This is a genomic window from Kribbella pittospori, from assembly GCF_004331465.1.
Classification (GTDB): Bacteria; Actinomycetota; Actinomycetes; order Propionibacteriales; family Kribbellaceae; genus Kribbella; species Kribbella pittospori.
Genome location: NZ_SJKB01000002.1, coordinates 274,931 through 292,679, shown reverse-complemented (window position 1 = coordinate 292,679; position 17,749 = coordinate 274,931). Strand labels below are relative to the sequence as shown.

General features: G+C 70.1%; 18 protein-coding genes. 11 read left to right on the top strand and 7 right to left on the bottom strand.

Translation table 11 applies throughout. From position 1 onward, the window contains the following. Window positions 1-11: 11 nt before the first annotated feature. The 10 genes from E0H73_RS07900 to E0H73_RS07855 are packed head-to-tail and all read left to right on the top strand — an operon-like array spanning window position 12 to window position 9,012. Window positions 12-725 (top strand): SAF domain-containing protein, encoded by a 714-nt coding sequence (locus tag E0H73_RS07900; RefSeq protein WP_131352829.1) that lies wholly within the window; start codon window positions 12-14, stop codon window positions 723-725. Beyond that, window positions 726-1,526: a CpaE/TadZ family protein gene (locus E0H73_RS07895; RefSeq protein WP_131352828.1), complete on the top strand. Its 801-nt coding sequence runs from the start codon at window positions 726-728 to the stop codon at window positions 1,524-1,526. It begins immediately after the preceding gene. Further along, window positions 1,526-2,833, top strand: coding sequence for a TadA family conjugal transfer-associated ATPase (locus E0H73_RS07890; protein ID WP_131352827.1), 1,308 nt, complete (start codon window positions 1,526-1,528; stop codon window positions 2,831-2,833). The genes E0H73_RS07895 and E0H73_RS07890 overlap by 1 nt, the downstream gene beginning before the upstream one ends. Continuing rightward, on the top strand, window positions 2,830-3,714 hold the full coding sequence (locus E0H73_RS07885; RefSeq protein WP_238163882.1) for a type II secretion system F family protein: 885 nt from the start codon (window positions 2,830-2,832) through the stop codon (window positions 3,712-3,714). Before E0H73_RS07890 ends, E0H73_RS07885 begins: the two co-directional genes overlap by 4 nt. Then, a complete protein-coding gene (locus E0H73_RS07880; RefSeq protein WP_131352826.1) occupies window positions 3,711-4,628 on the top strand; it encodes a type II secretion system F family protein in 918 nt (305 codons plus the stop codon). The genes E0H73_RS07885 and E0H73_RS07880 overlap by 4 nt, the downstream gene beginning before the upstream one ends. 31 nt (window positions 4,629-4,659) lie before the next feature. Then, window positions 4,660-4,866, top strand: a complete 207-nt coding sequence (locus tag E0H73_RS07875; protein ID WP_238163881.1) for a hypothetical protein — start codon at window positions 4,660-4,662, stop codon at window positions 4,864-4,866. Between the two features lie 9 nt (window positions 4,867-4,875). Further along, window positions 4,876-5,304 carry a TadE/TadG family type IV pilus assembly protein gene (locus E0H73_RS47915; protein WP_131352825.1) on the top strand — a complete coding sequence of 143 codons (429 nt, stop codon included), beginning with the start codon at window positions 4,876-4,878 and terminating at the stop codon, window positions 5,302-5,304. 55 nt (window positions 5,305-5,359) lie between these two features. Beyond that, complete coding sequence (locus tag E0H73_RS07865) at window positions 5,360-5,734, top strand: TadE/TadG family type IV pilus assembly protein (protein ID WP_131352824.1); 375 nt, start codon at window positions 5,360-5,362, stop codon at window positions 5,732-5,734. Next, window positions 5,731-6,183 carry a TadE/TadG family type IV pilus assembly protein gene (locus tag E0H73_RS07860; protein ID WP_131352823.1) on the top strand — a complete coding sequence of 151 codons (453 nt, stop codon included), beginning with the start codon at window positions 5,731-5,733 and terminating at the stop codon, window positions 6,181-6,183. The genes E0H73_RS07865 and E0H73_RS07860 overlap by 4 nt, the downstream gene beginning before the upstream one ends. Before the next feature lie 9 nt (window positions 6,184-6,192). Next, window positions 6,193-9,012, top strand: a complete 2,820-nt coding sequence (locus E0H73_RS07855; RefSeq protein WP_131352822.1) for a BTAD domain-containing putative transcriptional regulator — start codon at window positions 6,193-6,195, stop codon at window positions 9,010-9,012. Between the two features lie 30 nt (window positions 9,013-9,042). On the opposite strand, the gene E0H73_RS07850 is transcribed toward E0H73_RS07855, so the two are convergent. The 7 genes from E0H73_RS07850 to E0H73_RS07820 all read right to left on the bottom strand — a co-directional run bounded on the left by E0H73_RS07850 (window position 9,043) and on the right by E0H73_RS07820 (window position 16,615). Then, window positions 9,043-9,699 carry a hypothetical protein gene (locus E0H73_RS07850; RefSeq protein WP_131352821.1) on the bottom strand — a complete coding sequence of 219 codons (657 nt, stop codon included), beginning with the start codon at window positions 9,697-9,699 and terminating at the stop codon, window positions 9,043-9,045. Between the two features lie 99 nt (window positions 9,700-9,798). Next, window positions 9,799-10,398: a uridine kinase family protein gene (locus tag E0H73_RS07845; RefSeq protein WP_131352820.1), complete on the bottom strand. Its 600-nt coding sequence runs from the start codon at window positions 10,396-10,398 to the stop codon at window positions 9,799-9,801. A 45-nt stretch (window positions 10,399-10,443) separates the two neighbouring features. Beyond that, complete coding sequence (locus tag E0H73_RS07840) at window positions 10,444-11,901, bottom strand: FGGY family carbohydrate kinase (protein ID WP_131352819.1); 1,458 nt, start codon at window positions 11,899-11,901, stop codon at window positions 10,444-10,446. A 10-nt stretch (window positions 11,902-11,911) separates the two neighbouring features. After that, window positions 11,912-13,378 (bottom strand): mannitol dehydrogenase family protein, encoded by a 1,467-nt coding sequence (locus tag E0H73_RS07835; protein ID WP_131352818.1) that lies wholly within the window; start codon window positions 13,376-13,378, stop codon window positions 11,912-11,914. Beyond that, window positions 13,375-14,220, bottom strand: a complete 846-nt coding sequence (locus tag E0H73_RS07830; protein WP_131352817.1) for a carbohydrate ABC transporter permease — start codon at window positions 14,218-14,220, stop codon at window positions 13,375-13,377. The genes E0H73_RS07835 and E0H73_RS07830 overlap by 4 nt, the downstream gene beginning before the upstream one ends. Window positions 14,221-14,296: 76 nt before the next feature. Further along, a complete protein-coding gene (locus E0H73_RS07825) occupies window positions 14,297-15,262 on the bottom strand; it encodes a carbohydrate ABC transporter permease (protein ID WP_131352816.1) in 966 nt (321 codons plus the stop codon). 12 nt (window positions 15,263-15,274) lie between these two features. Further along, window positions 15,275-16,615, bottom strand: a complete 1,341-nt coding sequence (locus tag E0H73_RS07820; RefSeq protein ID WP_131352815.1) for an ABC transporter substrate-binding protein — start codon at window positions 16,613-16,615, stop codon at window positions 15,275-15,277. 186 nt (window positions 16,616-16,801) lie between these two features. Here E0H73_RS07820 and E0H73_RS07815 point away from each other — a divergent pair, with 186 nt between their 5' ends. Next, window positions 16,802-17,746 (top strand): sugar-binding transcriptional regulator, encoded by a 945-nt coding sequence (locus tag E0H73_RS07815; protein WP_202867248.1) that lies wholly within the window; start codon window positions 16,802-16,804, stop codon window positions 17,744-17,746. Window positions 17,747-17,749 lie beyond the last annotated feature (3 nt).

The following is a 17,749-nucleotide window of genomic DNA, read 5'->3' as shown; positions in this document are numbered from 1 at the left end:
AAGTAGGGCAGATGTCCACCACCGGCACCGAGATGGTCGACCGGCAGCGCCAGCGTGCCAACCGAGCCTCGAACCGTACTCCGGGCGGCAGACTGCCGACCGCGTCGAAACGGCGCCGGCCGACGCTCGCCGCGCTCGCGGCTCTGCTGATCGTCGGCGGTGCGCTGATCGCCGGTGTGCTCGCGGTCCGGATGGACGAGCGGGTCGCGGTGGTGCAGGTGGCGCGCGACGTCAGCGTCGGCTCGAAGATCACCAAGGAGGACCTGGCCCAGACCCGGGTCTCCGGTGACAACCTGAACCTGATCCCCGCCGACGACGTCGACAAGATCCTCGGCAGGTACGCCAAGGTCAACCTGGTCAAGGGCCAGTTGCTCGACGGCCTGCAGACCACCAAGTCCTCCCCGATCTCCGACGACAAGGCCGCGGTCGGCGTCGTCCTGCTCGACGGCCGGGTGCCGGCCACCGGACTGATGCCCGGCGACGAGGTCCAGCTGATCCGGATCGGCCAGGGCAACACGCCGCCGGCCGAGCTGGGCGAGGCCGTCGTGCTGGACTCGCCGCAATCGGCCGACGAGGGCAGTGGCCTGGGCAAGGACACCGCCGACGCGCAGACCGCGACGATGCTGGTCGACCGGGGCGACGTCAAGGCAATTACCGATGCCTCAGGCAACAACCGGATCGCGGTCGCGCTGCTGAAGAGCGGCTCGTCACTGGGAGACAAGTAGATGGGCCTGTACGTCATCGCCTCGGCGAAGGGCTCGCCAGGGGTCACCACGACATCTGTGGTCCTGGCCGGCGCGTGGCCGGTGGAGCCGGTGCTGGCGGACCTCGACCCGGCCGGAGGCGATGTCGCCCTGCGGTACCGCGACGAGGCCGGTGCGCCGCTCGACCCGGATCGCGGACTGCTGTCGCTGGGCGCCGGCGTCCGCCGGGGTAGCGGCGAGGCGCTGCTCACCGACCACGTCCAGCGCGTCTCCGGCGGCCTGCAGGTGCTGACGGGCGTGACGTCGCCGAGCCAGGTGCAAGGCCTCGGCCCGGCGTGGTTGCACCTGGCCCGCCTGCTGCGCTCGGACCCCGAGGGCCGCGACGTGATCGCGGATTGCGGCCGGCTGATGCCGGGCTCCGCGACCGTTCCGGTGCTGCAGAACGCGGACGCCGTACTGATGGTGGCCCGTCCGACGGTCGAGGGGCTCGCGCATCTGCGGGAGCGGCTGCACAGCTTCGCCGACGTGCTCCAGTTCGGGCAGTACGAGGCGGTCCCGGTGGGCGTCGCGCTGGTCGCGTCGTACCGGGACGGCCGGGTGGCCGGGGACGTGCAGTCGATCCTGGAGCGCTCGCGGCTGCCGGTCTCCGTGCTGGGCATCATCGCCGAGGACGAGAAGGCCGCCGAGGCCATCCGGCTGGGTGACGGCCACCGGGCGCGTAAGTCGCTGCTGGTGCGGTCAGGTGCCGAGGTGGCCGAGCGGCTGCACCGGCTGGGCCGCCCGGCGCCGGCGTCACAGAACGCGGAATGGGGTGTCGCCTGATGGACCAGTCACTGGTACGCCGCCTCCGTGAAGAGGTCGCCGAGGTCCTGGCCCGGCAACGCCGCGAGGACGCCGCCAACGGCCTGCCGCAGATGTCCGCGGAGGACGAGCGCCAGTTCGCCCGGGCGGTCGTCGGCCGGGTGCTGGAGACGCACGCCCGGGCCGAGATCGCCGCCGGCCGGACCCCACCGGGAGCGTCCGAGGAGCATGATCTTGCCGACGGCATCCATGCCGCACTGTTCGGCGTCGGCCGGCTGCAGCCGCTGCTCGACGACCCGATGGTGGAGAACATCGACATCAACGGGTGCGACCGGGTCTTCATCGGGTTCGCCGACGGCCGCGAGGAGCTGGGCGACCCGGTCGCCGAGTCCGACGACGAGCTGGTCGAGCTGATCCAGACGCTGGCGGCGTACTCCGGCCTGGCCAGCCGGCCGTTCGACTCGGCCAACCCGCAGCTCGACCTGCGGCTGCCCGACGGCAGCCGGTTGTCGGCGCTGATGGGTGTCTGCCCCCGTCCGTCGGTCTCGATCCGTCGCGCCCGGCTGACCCGGGTGTCGCTGGAGATGCTGATCGAGTACGGCACGATGACGCCGGACCTGGCGTCGTTCCTGTCCGCGGCCGTCGCGGCCCGCAAGAACATCATGATCGCGGGCGCCACGAACGCCGGGAAGACGACGCTGCTGCGGGCGCTGGCCAACGAGATCCCGCCGGACGAGCGCCTGATCACGGTCGAGCGCTCGCTGGAGCTGGGCCTGGGCGAGTTCGAGGACCTGCACCCGAACGTGCTGGCCACCGAGGAGCGGCTGCCGAACAGCGAGGGCCAGGGCGCCATCGTGATGGCCGAGCTGGTCCGCCGGTCGCTGCGCATGAACCCCAGCCGGGTCATCGTCGGTGAGGTGCTCGGCGACGAGATCGTCACCATGCTGAACGCGATGAGCCAGGGCAACGACGGCTCGCTGTCGACCATCCACGCGAACTCGTCGCTCGAGGTGTTCAACCGCATCTGCACCTACGCGATCCAGTCGGCCGAGCGGCTGCCGGCCGACGCCACCATGATGCTGATCGCGGGCGCGATCGACTTCGTCGTGTTCGTTGAACGACGCAACGACTTCTCCTCCGGCGGCGGGCTGCGCCGGATCATCACCTCGGTCCGCGAGGTCAACGGTGTGGACGGCCGGGTGCTGTCCAGCGAGATCTTCCAGGCCGGGCCGGACGGCATGGTCCAGGCGGCCGCGCCGATCAGCTGCCTGGCCGAGCTCCAGGCGGCCGGTTACCAGGCGAGCGCTCCGGCTGGGTGGGCGTCGTGACCGTCCCGTCCCTGGACCTGATGCTGATCGTGCTGCTGGGTGCGGTCGTCGGCGGCGCGATCCTGATGCTCGTCTGGGCGCTGATCCCGCAGACCGGACCCGAGGTGATGCGGGGGCCGTCATCGATCGTCACGCATCTGCGGACTGCGGGCACGCGGCTCCCGATCGCGGTCGGAGCTGCGCTGCTGGTGCTGCTGCTGACCCAGTGGCCTGTCGCGGCCGCGGCGACCGGGGCGCTGGCCTTCGCCTGGCCGGCCCTGTTCGGTGGCGCGGCTGCGGAGTCGAAGGCGATCGCCCGGCTGGAAGGGCTCGCGGCCTGGACGGAGTCCCTGCGTGACACCGTCGCCGGTGCGGTCGGCCTCGAGCAGGCGATCCCGGCGACGGCGTACGCGGCATCTCCCGCGATCCAGACGGAACTGACCGCACTCGCGGACCGTCTCAGGGTGCGTGTCCCACTACCGCAGGCGTTGCAAAGGTTCGCCGACGAGATGAACGACTCCAGTGTCGACCTCATCGTCGCCGCGCTGATCCTGAACGCGCGTCTGCGTGGCCCGGGCCTGCGCGACGTACTGAGCTCGTTGTCGGAGTCGGCCCGCGCGGCCGTCGAGATGCGGCAGCGGGTCAACGCCGGCCGCCGTAGTACCCGGCGCAGTGTGCAGATCGTCATGGTCGTGACCGTGGCGTTCGTGCTCGGCCTGTCGCTGTTCAACCGCAAGTACGTCGAGCCGTACTCGACGGCACTGGGTCAGCTCGTGCTGATGATGATCCTCGGGCTGTTCGCGGTCGGCTTCCTGTGGCTGCGCCGGCTGGCCAGCTTCGAGACTCCGCAGCGCTTCCTGCATGCCCGGGACCGGGTGCCGGACGGAGGTGGTCGCGGATGACGCTGGTCATGCTCGGCGGCGCTCTGGCCGGACTCGGTGTGCTGGTCCTGATCCGTCTGGTCGGCAACTCCGCGCCCAGTGGTGCGGCCGGCCTGTTGCAGCTCGACGCGGACATGCGCCGGTACCGCAACGAGGTCAGCCTCACGGCCGACCGGCGGCACCAGGAGGAGTCGCTGCGGATGCGGCGGCTGGGCTCCGGCATGCGCCGGGCGCTCGAGGCGCGGGGCATCCGGGTGCCGGTGTCGCTCTCGGCCGACCTGGGTATCGCTGGCCGGTCGCTGGAGACGCATCTGGCCACCAGCCTGGTCGGCGCCGTGGTGGGTTTCGTCGCGCCGACGGTGATGCTGATTCCGCTGAGCATCGTCGGCGCCGGCCTGCCGGGCTTCGTGCCGATCTGGCTCGGGATCGTCGGTGCGGTCGTCGGTGCCATCCTGCCGACGCTCCAGCTACGGACCAAGGCCGCGGACCGGCGCCGTGACTTCCGCCATGTGGTCAGCGCCTTCCTCGACCTGGTCGCGATGAACCTGGCCGGTGGCCGCGGTGTGCCGGAGGCGTTGTCGTCGGCATCCGGGATCAGCGACGGCTGGGCGTTCGTCCGGATCCGGGACACGTTGGAGACCGCCAGGCTGCAGGGGGTCACCCCGTGGGCGGCGCTCGGCGAGCTCGGTGACGAACTCGCGATCGACGAACTGCGTGACCTGTCGGCCGCACTCGCCCTGGTCGCCGAGGACGGCGCCAAGGTGCGGGACTCACTGGTCGCCCGTGCGGTGTCGATGCGGCGGCGCGAACTGGCCGACACCGAAGGCCGTGCCCAGGCGCGGTCCCAGTCCATGCTGATGGCCCAGATGTTGCTCTGTGTCGGCTTCCTGCTCTTCCTGACGTATCCAGCTGTTGCCCGGGTGGTCGGACTGTGAACCGTCCCACCGGTCCCCGAGGAGGGAAATGATGATGCTCAACCCCAACAACCCGACCGTCATGTTCATGCGGGTCTTCATCGCCGCGCGCATCCAGCGTGCCCGCCGGCTCGAGGGTGGTGCGTCGGCGCTCGAGTGGGTGCTGATCTCGGCGCTGCTCATCGGCGTCGCGCTGGCCGTCGGCAAGATCATCCTGGACAAGCTGACCAAAAAGGCCGACAGCCTGGACCTGGGCTGACCGACGGCGATGACGGTTCGGCGGTGGGCCCGGGCGATCCGGGGCAGGTGCACCCGTGCACGGCGGGACGAGCGCGGCGCGAGCAGCGTCGAGCTGGTTCTGTACGCGCCGATCCTGATGCTTGCGATCTTCCTGACCATCCAGTTCTCGCTGATCTACCTGGGCAACCAGGCGGCCTCGGCCGCGGCGCGGGAGGCGGCCCGAGTGGCCCGGACCTCGCTCGACCGGGGCAAGGCGGAGGCGGCCGGTCGCGCGTACACCGACCACATCGGCCAGGGAATCCTGGAGGACGTGCAGGTGACCGTGACACCGGTCGGCGCCGATCAGGTGCGGGTCGAGGTCACCGGGCACGCGCAGAAGATCACGCCGTTCCTCGATCCACCGACCGTCACCCAGGTCGTGCAAGGACCACTGGAGGAGTTCCGTGCGGACAACTGACCCGAGAGGGCGTCTCTCCGGTCGTCTCCGCCGTCGCCGGACCGACCGCGGTTCGATGGCGGTGGAGATCGTGCTGCTCGCGCCGGTGATGATGGCCTTCATGATGCTCGTCGTGGCCGGCGGCCGGTACGTCGCGGTCCGCGGCGACATCGAGGCGGCCAGCCGGGACGCGGTCCGCGCGGCCAGCCTGGAGCGGACAGAGGGGGCTGCCCGGGCCACCGCCGTCGACACCGCCGACGCCCAGCTGCAGGACGTCGGCCAGTGCCAGAACGCCACCCTGAGCGGAAACTTCGTCTCCGGCGGGACGATCACCGTCAGCATCACCTGCCAGGTCTCGTACGACGGCCTGGGCCTGATCGGGCTGCCCGGGTCGAAGACCGTCACGATCGAGAGCTCGGCCCCGATCGATCTGTACCGGAGGACCGGATGAACAGGCTGCTCCGGCGGCTCCGCCACCGCGTCGCCGCCCGCGGGCGGGCGCGTGGTGAGCGTGGATCCGCCACCGTCTTCATGCTCGGCTTCGCCGCCGTCCTGCTGGTCGGCGCCGGGCTCGTCGTCGACGGCGGCCTCGCCCTGAACCAGCGCAGCCGGCTGACCGACGACGCCGAGCAGGCCGCTCGCGCCGGTGCCAACGCGATCGACGTGGCCGCATTGCGCGACCGCGGCGAGCTGGTGGTCGACTCCGGCCAGGCGCGCGCGGTGGCCACCAACTTCCTCGCCGGCCGCGGCTACACCAACATCCGGGTCACCGTGAACGGGAACCAGGTGACCGTATCCGCCGACACCACAGTCGACACCGCGATCCTCGGTCTGGTCGGTATCAACAAGTTCGATGTGCACGGCACCGCTGTCGCCGAGCCCGAGACCGGAATCGGCTAGGAGACACCCATGACTCAGCAGAAGGCCGGCCGATTCGTCGCGAGCCCACCCGACCCGTCGCGCTTCAACCAGCCGAAGCCGCCGGAACCACGCTCGGCCGGACAGACCGCGCTCGCCGCGCTCGCACTCCTGCTACTCGTGATCGGCGTACCGATGGCCCTGTGGGTCCTGACCGGCCCGCCGCCGTTGCCGTCGGGCTGGCCGAGCCGCGAGGACCTGACCGCACCGATCGGTGTGGACGCACTGCTCACGGTGCTGCGCGCCGTGGTGTGGATCGCCTGGCTGCACTTCGTCGTGTGCGTGATCGCCGAGATGGCCAGTGCCGTCCGTGGCCGTGGTGTGCCGGTGGCGGTCCCGCTCGGCGGTGGCAGCCAGCGACTCGCGCGCATCCTCGTCAGCGCTCTGCTGCTGACGGGGATCGCGGCCGGCCAGGCCGCGGCGGCGACCGGTCACGGTTCCAGCGCGTCGACGGAGAACAAGTCCCAGGTCACCATCAGCGCGACGACGCAGCAGCAGCCCGCGCCGGAGGAGAACGCGCAGGTCGACCACAACCGCTTCGGCGGAGCTCCGACCACCACGGTGGCGACGAACCAGAACAATCCGCTGGCCGGTAAGAAGGTCTACACGGTCAAGGCACCGGTCGGGCATCACCACGACAGCCTCTGGGACATCGCCGAGAAGCACCTCGGTGACGGCCGCCGGTACAAGGAGATCTACGAGCTCAACAAGGAGCGGGTCCAGCCCGACGGCAGTCACCTGCACCTGGCCCGGCTGATCATGCCGGGGTGGGACCTGATCATGCCCGAGGACGCCGTCGGCGTCAGCCGGGTGCCGCTGGAGACCGCGACCCCGCCGGCCACGGTGACGACGCACACCGAGCAGCCCGGCAATCCCACCACGACCGAGTCCGGTTCGACGGTCGAGCAGGGAGCCCAGACTCCGACGATCCAGCAAGGCGAAGAAGCCGGTACGACGACCGCCGGGGACCACCACGCGGTCCACGCCGGCGACGCGCAGGAGGACTCGCGCTGGCGGCTGCCTGCCGACCTGTTGGGTGGCGGACTGGTCGGCGCGGGCCTGCTCGGCCTGCTGCTGATCGAGCGGTACCGGCGGCGCGGACGTGACCCGGAGGCAACGGCCACGACAGCCGAGGTGGCGCTGCGGGTCGGTGCCGATCCCGAGCGCTCCGACGCGCTCGACCGTGTGATGCGGGCGCTGGTGCGTCAGTGCGAGGCAGCCGGACAACCGCTGCCGCCACTGTTCGGTGCGCTGGTCGACGACGACGGCGTCGAGCTGCTGCTCGCGCCGGCCCAGGGCAACCCGCCCCCGCCGTGGCAGGACATCGACAACGGCCGGCGCTGGCGGATCTCCGGGACCGACATCCCGACCGACCGCTCCGGCCCCGCGCCGTTCCCCGCCTTGGTCTGCCTGGGCCGGGACGAGTACGACCGGGACGTTCTGGTCGACCTCGAGGCGGCCAGCGGTGCGCTGAGCCTGGAGGGTGACCCGGTGGTGGCCCGCGAGGTCGCCACGTCCGTCGCGGTCCAGCTGGCGACCAACCCGTGGACCGACATGCTGCGCGTGACGACCTCCGGCCTGCCGGAGGCGATCGAGGACGTGCTGGGCGAGCGCCTGCGGGTGGTCGACGACATCGAAGCGGTCATCCCGGATCTCGAGCGGGGCACGGTGGAGACCGAGGTGCTGGCCGGCCGGGTGAGCCGTTCGGCCGACGCCGCCCCGCAGTACGTCGTACTCGGTGCACCTCCGCGTGAGGACACCGCGAACCGGCTGGGCGCGCTGGCGGCGCGGACGCGGGCCGGGTTCGGTCTGATGGTCGCCGGTGCTGTGCCGGGTGCGCGGTGGCAGCTGCGGGTGGACGAGTCGGGCACGTTGCGCATCCCCGCGCTCGGCCTGACGCTGTCGGCCAGCCGACTGTCCGAGCCGACCGTCGACTCCCTCACCGAGTTGCTGGGTGCCGCGCGGACTCCGACCCCGACGCCGACTGGACCGAGCCGGGTCCGGCTCCCCAGCAGCGGCCGGATCGGCGACGACTCGAGCTGGTCGACCGCGACCGTGCGGATCGGCGTCCTCGGACCGCTGGATGTCCGGGCGCCCAACCGGCTGGAGGCGGAGCGGGTCCCGCTCGCCACCGAGATCGTGGCGTTCCTGGCCCTGCACCCCGGCGGAGTGCACCCGAGCGTGCTCGGTGCCTCGGTCTGGCCGCGTGGCGTCACCCCCGAGGTTCGGGACGGTGCCGTGGAGCGGGTGCGCCAGTGGCTGGGCACCGACACCGTCGGCGGCCACCACCTGCGCCAGGACGCCTCGGGCCGGCTGATGCTGGGTCCGGAGGTCGCTGTCGACTGGGACTGCTTCACCGAACTGGCCCGACGCAGCCGGACCGCCCAGACTGTCCGGGACGAGCGCGAGTTGTTGCGTCGTGGCCTGCATCTGGTGCGTGGCGCGTTCCTCAGCGGCCGTCCCCGTGGCGGCTACTCATGGATCGCCCGGGTGCATCTCGAGCGGCTGGTGCCGGACGTCGTCGTCGACGCCTCGCACCGGTTGTGGGAGCTGGCGATGAACGCGGACGACCCGGCGGGTGCGGTCAGCGCCGTACAGGCCGGTCTGCGTCTTGCCGACAGCTCCGACCTGCTGTGGCGTGACCTCCTGACCGCCGAGTTCCGGTACGGCGGTACGGCGGCAGCCGAGCGGATCGTCGAGGCCCTCGGCGACCGCATCCAGCGGTACGGACTGGTCCTCAGCCCCGAGACCGAGGCTCTGATCGAGGACATCCTGCCCGCAACGGCACCGCGCTCCCGCCACGCAGGCTGACGAGCACGCCGGCCCGGTCCGGGCCGGCGGTCAGCTCTTGCTGGTGGTGAGGCGGGCGCGCTGCTCTCTGGCGATGGCCTTGAGCAGTGCGGTGTCGGGCTTGGGATCGGTGCCCAGGGCACTGGCCTGGCGGACGCTGAGCTGGACGACCAGGGTGTTGACCACGAAGCTCACCTCCGCGATCGCCTCGGATTGCCCGGTGCCGCCGTCGTACTGGACCTTGGCGTCGCTGAGCGCGCCCGGTACGCCGAACGAGTGCTCGTGGGTGTCCTGGTCCCAGAAGCCCTGCTGCAAGGTCTTCGCCTTGGCCGCGGAGGCCGCCTTGAACAGTTGCACGGTGAACTGCTTCTTCTTGTCCGCGCTGATCCGCGACGCGCGGTAGCCGTCGACGAAGCCGGCGTTGAGCAGCAGCGCGCGATCGACCGCGGGTACGGCGGACCAGTTGGCCAGGAACGTGGTCGCGGTGAACGGCCCGGCGGCACTGCGCGGATCGGCAACGTATCCGCGGGGCAGGACGACCAGCCCGGCCAGTGCGCTCTTCGGCGCCTTCTGCACCGCGGCCCCCGAGGACTTCGCGGCGGGGGTCTGCACGGTGCCGACCGTGGCTCCGGCGTCGCTCCCGCAGCCGGTCACCCCCAGCAGGAGTGCGGTCACTACAGCGGCAACGCCTGGCGCAGTCCGCGTCACGGTGTTTCTCCGTCCGGCTTCTCGCCCCCGAGAGCTTCAGAAGGTCTCCGGGCCAGATGTCATCAGAGCAAAGTGAACGAACGGCGAACGCCTCGCAAATCACAGGGATCGCGACTCGGTGAGGAGCGTCTCGATCCGGCGTCTCGCGGCCTTCGGGTGCAGGGGTTCGCAGCCGGCTTCGATGCAGCGGCGGACCACCTGGGGGTCGTCGCGGAGCAGCAGCAGGCCGCGGCGGAGCAGGGTGAACGGCGGCTTGCGGTGTTCGCGCAGATCACGCTGGAACCGCCGGGCGAACGTGACGAGCCGGTGGTGCCGGATGCAGATGGCGGCGGCCAGTAGGCCGCGATCGCGGAGCCGGCCGGTGATCTGGTCGGCGAAGATGCCTTCGGCAATGATCAGCGGCGATCCCGCCGTGCTGACCGGGCGGTGACCGACCGTGCCGTCCGCGGCGATGTCGTAGATCGGGAGTTCGGCGGAGCCCGTCGTACACAACTGCTCGAGGGCTGCGACCGCGCGGTCGCCGTCCCAGGAACGTGGGTCGTCCCAGTCAACGATGCCCAGCGGGGAGCGCGGCATCGCCTCGTCGTCGCCGTCGCGGTAGAAGTCGTCGAGCCGGACGACGGGCAGCCCGACCAGTTCGGCCAGCCGCGACTTCCCTGCTCCGGAAGGCCCGGCCAGCAACACCACACGCGAACTCACCGCCACATTCTCCGCCACACCCCGGTCACTCCCCGGGCCGGGGAGCTATCGGTTGTACGGCGTGGACAGCAGCGGGACGGTGTTGGTCAGGACTTGGCCGTAGAGGGCGCGGACCTGCGCCGCCACGGCGTCGGACATCACCGACGGCTCGGGCTTGCTGACCGGGACGTGCCAGGTCGGTGGGGCATCGGCACCGGACAGTGCCCACGCCGCCTGCCGGGCAGCGCCCAGGGCGACGTACTCGGCCGGCTCCGGGAGGATCACCTCGGCGCCTAACAGTGCGGGGGCCAGTGCCTGGACCGCACGGGACCGGGCGGCGCCGCCGAGCAAGAGCACGCGGTGGACCGGGAGGCCCTGAGCGCGGAGGGCGTCGACAGCGTCGGCCAGGCCACACAGCAGGCCTTCGACCGCGGCGCGGGCCATGGTCGCGGGCTGGGCGGTGGCGCGGGTGAGGCCGTAGATCAGACCGGTCGAGTGCGGAAGGTCCGGCGTACGCTCGCCGTCCAGGAACGGCAGTAGGACGAGCCCGTTGCTGCCGGACGACGTCAGAGCGGCCTCGTTGAAGGCGTCCAGGTCCAGGCTGAGCAGTTCGGCCGTCGCGGACAGGACGCGGGCGGCGTTCAGCGTGCACACGAGCGGGAGATACTCACCGGTGGCATCCGCGAAGCCGGCCACCAGGGCGGTCGGGTCGGCGGTCGGATGGGTCGAGCGTGCGAACGCCGTACCGCTCGTGCCGAGGGAGACGGCGACGTCACCCGGCTGGAGGTCGAGGCCGAGCGCGGCTGCTGCGTTGTCTCCCGTGCCGGCGGCCAGTACGGCGCCGGACGCGGTGTGGCCGACGATCTCCGCCGGACCGGCCACGCGCGGGAGCTTCAGCGAGCGGCCGAAGGCGAGCTCGACCAGGTCCGGCCGATAGCTGTTCGTCGCCGGCGACCACCATCCGGTGCCCGACGCGTCACCGCGATCGGTGGTGATGCCCTCGATGCCGTGCCGATCGGCCGCCAGCCGATGCGTCATCCAGTCGTGCGGCAGCACGACTGCCGCCGCACGGGCCGAGGCCTCGCGCCGTGCCGCGTCGCCGGGAGCAGTCGCGTCGGCGTCCCGCACCCAGCGCAGCTTGGTCACAGTGAACGAAGGCACCGGGACCGACCCGACCGCCTCGGCCCACGCACCCGGCCCACCGAGCTCCTCGACGAGCTCGACGGTCGCGTCGGCGGAGCTGGTGTCGTTCCACAGCACGGCAGGGTGGACGACCTCGCCGGCCTCGTCCAGCAGCACCATGCCGTGCTGCTGTCCGCCGACGGAGATCGCCTCGACCCCGTCGAGCAGTCCGTCCGACGCGATCTCCCAGGCCTTCCACCACTCGGCCGGATCCACCTGGGTCCCGTCCGGGTGCGGTGCCCGGCCTTCCCGCAGTACGGCGCCGGTCTCGGCATCGCACACAACGACCTTGGTCGCCTGAGTGGAACAGTCCACACCCGCAACCAGCCTGGCTTCAGTCATGACGTCCAGACTAAAGGGCTTCGAGAGTGGCGCGGGCGCCGATCTCGTGGAGCGACTTCAAGGCCGCGGTGTACTGCGTCACGAACACGTCGTCCGACGCCAGCTCACCGAACAGATCCGGGTCCGAGATGAACACCAGCGGGTCCTCGTGGTTGTGCTGCGCCCGCTCGACCAGCTTGTCGCGCAGCCGGTCCACCACCTCGATCGGCTCGCCCTGCTCGTCGACGCCCTCGGCGTACCGGGCCCACGACGCGACCACCAGCACGGACCGCGTGATGCTCCGCCCGGCCGCTAGTTGCTCGCGGACGACCGGCAGCAGCCACTTCGGGATCCGGTCCGAGCTCTCCGCGCACAACCGGGCCAGGGTGTCGCGGACCTCCGGATTCGCGAACCGCTCGACCAACTGGTGCTTGTACCGATCCAGGTCGACCCCGGGCACCGGCGGCAGCGTCGGCGTCCCCTCGTCGTCCATGTAGCGGAGCAGGAAGTCGACGAACAGCTTGTCCTGGCACACCTCGTGCGCGTACCGGTAGCCGGCCAGGTAGCCGAGGTAGCACAGCGCCTGGTGGCTCGCGTTCAGCAGCCGCAACTTCATCAGCTCGTACGGCTCGACGTCACCCACGATCTGTACGCCGACATCCTCGTACGGCGGCCGGACGCCACCGAAGTCGTCCTCGAGCACCCACTGGGTGAACGGCTCGCACACCACCGGCCAGCCGTCCTCGACCCCGAACCGCTCGGCCAGCGCTGCCCGGTCGGCGTCCGTGGTCACCGGCGTGATCCGGTCGACCATGCAGTTCGGGAACCGCACCTCGGTCTCCAGGAATTCGGCGAGCTCCGGATCCTTCAGCCGGGCGAACGATGCGAGCATCTTCCGGGCGACGTGACCGTTGCCCGGGATGTTGTCGCACGACATCACCGTGAACGGCGGCACCCCAGCCGCCCGCCGGCGCGCCAGCGCCTCGACGATGAACCCGAAGACACTCCCCGGCGTCGCGCCCGGCTCCAGGTCGGCGGCCAGCGCGGGGTCGGAGGTGTCCAGTTCGCCGGTCACCTGGTTCACGTTGTAGCCGCCCTCGGTGATCGTCAGCGACACGATCCGCGTCGCCGGATCGACGAGCCGGTCCAGTACGGCCGACGGGTTGTCCGGCGCGAACAGGTAACCGACGACGGACCCGATCACGCGCGGCTCGAGCGTCCCGTCCGGGTGCTTGATCACCAACGTGTACAGGTGGTCCTGCGTGGACAGGACGTCGTACATCCTCCTGTCCTGGGGGAGTACGCCGACGCCGACGATGCCCCAGTCCAGGGCCTTCCCGTCGTTCATCAGCCGGTCCAGGTACATCGCCTGGTGGGCCCGGTGGAAGCCGCCGACACCGAAGTGCACGATGCCCGGCTTCACCGCCGTACGGTCGTAGCCCGGTGTGGGGACGTCGTTGCCCAGAGCATCCAATGCGGTGGTGGTCAGTGCTGTCACTTGACCGCCCCCAGCGACAGACCCTGGACGAGCTTGTCCTGGGCGGCGAACCCGGCGATCAGCACCGGCAACGACACCACGATGGACGCGGCACAGACTTTGGCGAGGAACAATCCTTGGCTGGTCACGAACCCAGTCAAGAACACCGGAGCCGTCTGCGCCACTGTGCCGGTCAGCACCCGGGCGAACAGCAACTCGTTCCAGCTGAAGATGAAGCAGATCAGCGCCACCGACGCGATCCCCGGTGTCACCACCGGCGCGACCACCGACCGCAGCGTCCGCGACAGCGACGCCCCGTCGACTGAGGCCGCCTCGAGGATCTCCACCGGGACCTCGGACAGGAAGCTGCGCAGCATCCAGACCGCGATCGGCAGGTTCATCGAGGTGTAGAGGATGATCAGCAGCCAGATGTTGTCCAGGAATCCGACCGACTGCGCGAACAGGTAGATCGGCAGCAGGCCGGCCACCACCGGCAGCATCTTGGTGGACAGGAAGAAGAACATCACGTCGGTCCACTTCTTCACCGGCCGGATCGACAGCGCGTACGCCGCCGGGAACGCGAGCAGGATGACCAGCGCGGTGGACAGGATGCTCGCGGTCAGCGAGTTCGCGATCGATGGCCAGGGACCGGTGTCGAAGAACGCCCGGTAGCCGTCCAGCGTGAGCGGCGCGGCGATGTCCGGCGGGTTCTTGGCCGCGTCCTCCTCGGAGTGGAACGACGTCAGCAACATCCACAGCACCGGCAGCACGAACAGGATGCCGACGATCCAGGCCACCCCGCTCAGGACGAACCCTCCGCCCCGGTTCTTCCGCCCGGTCACGATTGTCACTTGCGAACTCATCGTCGTCCTCGCTTCGCTCCGGGCGCCGATGAGGCACCAAGCGCACTGTGCTTGATTGTGAATTCGCTTCGCTCATTCACCGTCCGGTCTCCTCTCGGAACAGCGTGGACACCGACCGCAGCGCGAGCGTCGCGATGACGATCGTGCCGATCACCACGATCACGCCCGCGGCCGAGGCCCGGCCGTAGTCGTGCGCGGTGTAGAAGGTCTGGTAGATCGTGTACGGCAGGTTCGCCGTCCCGAGGCCGCCGGACGTGATGGTGAAGACGGCGTCGAAGTTCTGGACGACGTAGATCGAGCCGAGCAGCGCGGACAGTTCCAGGTACTGCCGCAGGTGCGGCAGCGTCATGTACCGGAAGATCTCCCACTGGTTCGCGCCGTCGATCCCGGCCGCCTCGATCACGTCCAGCGGACGGCTCTGCAGGCCGGCCAGCAGGATCAGCATCATGAACGGCGTCCACTGCCAGACCAGCGCGAAGATGATCGACCACAACGGCTGGTTGCTGATCCAGTCCGGTTGCGGCGCGTTGTCACCGAAGATCCACTTCAGCACGCCGTTGAACAGGCCGTACGTCGGGTTGTACAGCGCGTGCTTCCACAGCAGCGCGGCCGCCACCGGCACGACCAGGAACGGCGTGATCATCATCGTCCGGACCGCACCCCGGCCGCGGAACTTCCGGTCCAGCAGCAGCGCGATCAGCAGCCCGAGGACCAGGCTGAGCAGGACGACGCCGGCCGTGAGCACGACCGTCACCCAGATCGCGTGCCGGGTGTTCGAGTCGGTCAGCACCCGGCGGAAGTTGTCGATGCCGGCGAACCCGCGCTCGTCGGGGTAGTAGGCGTTCCAGTCCATGAAGGACACGATGATCGTGACCACGAACGGCAGCTGGGTCACGATGATCATGAACACCAGCGCCGGCATCAACGGCGCACGCCGGGCCCAGTCGCCGGCCTTGCGCATCATCGTGCCCTCGGATCCCGGCGGCGGCGCATGGCGGCGCCCCGGACGCGTCTCGGTGTCAGGCTTTGCGTCGACGGACATGACCGGCTCCCCTTACTTCGCTGCGCGCGAGCGATACCGCTCGGCGACGTCGTCGGCGAGCTCCTGCCCGCGTTTCAGCGCTTCGTCCACACTCATCCGCCCGGCGATCGCCGAGCTCACGTCCTGGCTGACCTGCGTGCCGAGGTCCGGGAACTCCGGGATGTCGACGAACTGGATCCCGATCGCCGGCCGCGGCTGGGTGCCCGGGTTGCGCGGGTCGGCGGTCTCGATCGCTTCCTTGGTCGGCGTCGCGAACGCCGCGGCCTCCTTCAGGTACGACGGGTTGTCGTACGTCGAGGCCCGCTTGCCGGCCGGGACGCGGGACCAGCCGAGCTTCTCGCCGACCAGCGTCTCGTAGTCCTTGCCGGAGGCCCAGGAGATGAACTTCCAGGCGTTGTCCTTCTTCTTGCTGGCCTCCTGGATGCTCCACGACCACGCGTACAGCCAGCCGGAGCTGTCGGTCTTCACGACCGGCGCCGGGACGTAGCCGATCTTGCCCTTGACCGGCGAGTTCGGCGCTTCCAGCGATCCGGCCGCGGACGTCGCGTCGTACCACATCGCGACGTTGCCCTGGATCAGGTTGTTCAGGCACTCGGTGAACCCTGCCTGCGGTGCGCCGAGTTCGCCGTGCGCGCGGACCAGGTCGACGTAGAACTTGGTCGCCTCGGTGAACTCCGGTGAGTTCACCTGGGCCTGCCAGTCCTGCGTGAACCAGGTGCCGCCGAAGGTGTTCACCACGGTGGTGAGCGGCGCGAAGATCTGACCCCAGCCCGGCTGGCCGCGCAGGCAGATGCCGCGCATCCCCGGCTGGGCGTTGTCGACCTTGGCCGCGATGTCCGCGACCTCCTGCCAGGTCGGCTTGGCCGGCATCGTGACGCCCTTGTCCGCCAGCACGTCCTTGCGATACATCAGGAACGACGACTCACCGTAGAACGGTTCGCCGTACACCTTGCCGTCCTCGCCGGACAGCGACAGCGTCATCGGCTTGAGCACGTCGTCCTGGTCGAACGACGGGTCGCCTGTGATGTAGTCCGACAGCGGCGCGATCCACTTGCTCTTGGCGTAGATCGGGATCTCGAAGTTGCTCAGCGACGCCACGTCGTACTGACCGGCCTGGCTGGAGAACTCCTGGCTGATCTTGTCCCGGACGTCGTTCTCCGGCAGCACGGTGAAGTTCACCTTGATGCCGGTGTCCTTGGTGAAGTTGTCGGCCGTGAGTTGCTGCAGGTCGACCATCTGCGGGTTGTTCACCATCAGCACGTTGATGCTGTCGGTCCCGCCGCCACCGGCGCCGCCGCCCCAGCCGGCGCAGCCGCTGACCGCACTCAGCAGGAGTGCGACCCCGACAGTCATAAGCCTTCGTCCGGGCACGAGCCGCTCCTTCGCTGGTCTGCTCACCGTCGTCCGCTCATTTGAGCAAGCCTCTGCTCACTCCACGAGTGAACCGGGAACGTGCTTGACCTGTCAAGAGTCTGTGCAACACTAGTGCGCAGTCATGCTCATATGAGCGGCCGTGACTGTGGAGGCATCATGGAGCCCATGGCGGGGGGACCGGCACAGCTCGTGCTGACCGCGTCGATCGCGCGGCGGTACTACGTCGACGGCCGGTCCAAGGTGGAGATCGCCGACGAGTTCCGGCTGAGCCGCTTCAAGGTGGCCCGGCTGCTCGACCAGGCGCGCAGCAGCGGTCTGGTGCGGATCGAGATCAGCCATCCGGGCGCCATCGATCTCGACCTCTCCGCTCGCCTGCAGGAGTCCCTGGGCCTGCGCCGCGCGATCGTGGTGGACACGCCCGAGGAGGACCCGGCCGCGCTCAGGTTGCAGCTCGGCAAGGCCGCCGCTGATCTGCTGTCCGAGATCGTCACCGCGGAGGACGTGCTGGGTCTTGCGTGGGCACGGGCGGTCACCGCGATGACCGAGCAGCTGACCGCACTCGCTCCCGTTCCCGTCGTCCAGTTGACCGGTGCGTTGACCCGACCAGATGTCGAGGCGAACTCGGTGGAACTCGTCCGGCACACCGCTCGCTTGTCCGGCGGAGCGGCGTACCTCTTCTATGCGCCGCTGGTCGTTCCGGATGCGGCGACCGCGCGGGCACTGCGGCAGCAACCGGAGGTCGCGGAGGCGATCAGCCACTTCGACTCGGTCACCAAGGCCGTGGTCGGGCTCGGGTCCTGGGCGGCCGACCAGTCCACGCTGTACGACGCGATGGACGAGAAGGCGTGTGATCAGTTGCTCCGGCGCGGCGTGGTGGCGGACATCTCCGGGGTGTTCGTCGACGCGGACGGCGTACCGGTGCAGAGCCGGGTGACCGACCGGGTGATCGCGATCAACGCCGAGCAGATGGACGCGATCGACGAGGTGATTGCGATCCCGTACGGCCTGGCCAAGGTCGGCGCGGTCCGTGCCGCGGTCCGCAGCGGCCTGGTGAACGGTCTCGTCACCCACAGCCCTCTTGCACGAGCACTGCTCGAGGCGACACCCTGACCC

Excerpts from the sequence above, each read along its gene's own strand:
- E0H73_RS07900 (WP_131352829.1), top strand. The coding sequence starts at position 12 with ATGTCCACCACCGGCACCGAGATGGTCGACCGGCAGCGCCAGCGTGCC.
- E0H73_RS07895 (WP_131352828.1), top strand. The coding sequence starts at position 726 with ATGGGCCTGTACGTCATCGCCTCGGCGAAGGGCTCGCCAGGGGTCACC.
- E0H73_RS07890 (WP_131352827.1), top strand. The coding sequence starts at position 1,526 with ATGGACCAGTCACTGGTACGCCGCCTCCGTGAAGAGGTCGCCGAGGTC.
- E0H73_RS07880 (WP_131352826.1), top strand. The coding sequence starts at position 3,711 with ATGACGCTGGTCATGCTCGGCGGCGCTCTGGCCGGACTCGGTGTGCTG.
- E0H73_RS07875 (WP_238163881.1), top strand. The coding sequence starts at position 4,660 with ATGATGCTCAACCCCAACAACCCGACCGTCATGTTCATGCGGGTCTTC.
- E0H73_RS47915 (WP_131352825.1), top strand. The coding sequence starts at position 4,876 with ATGACGGTTCGGCGGTGGGCCCGGGCGATCCGGGGCAGGTGCACCCGT.
- E0H73_RS07865 (WP_131352824.1), top strand. The coding sequence starts at position 5,360 with ATGGCGGTGGAGATCGTGCTGCTCGCGCCGGTGATGATGGCCTTCATG.
- E0H73_RS07860 (WP_131352823.1), top strand. The coding sequence starts at position 5,731 with ATGAACAGGCTGCTCCGGCGGCTCCGCCACCGCGTCGCCGCCCGCGGG.
- E0H73_RS07855 (WP_131352822.1), top strand. The coding sequence starts at position 6,193 with ATGACTCAGCAGAAGGCCGGCCGATTCGTCGCGAGCCCACCCGACCCG.
- E0H73_RS07840 (WP_131352819.1), bottom strand. The coding sequence starts at position 11,901 with ATGACTGAAGCCAGGCTGGTTGCGGGTGTGGACTGTTCCACTCAGGCG.
- E0H73_RS07830 (WP_131352817.1), bottom strand. The coding sequence starts at position 14,220 with ATGAGTTCGCAAGTGACAATCGTGACCGGGCGGAAGAACCGGGGCGGA.
- E0H73_RS07825 (WP_131352816.1), bottom strand. The coding sequence starts at position 15,262 with ATGTCCGTCGACGCAAAGCCTGACACCGAGACGCGTCCGGGGCGCCGC.
- E0H73_RS07820 (WP_131352815.1), bottom strand. The coding sequence starts at position 16,615 with ATGACTGTCGGGGTCGCACTCCTGCTGAGTGCGGTCAGCGGCTGCGCC.
- E0H73_RS07815 (WP_202867248.1), top strand. The coding sequence starts at position 16,802 with ATGGCGGGGGGACCGGCACAGCTCGTGCTGACCGCGTCGATCGCGCGG.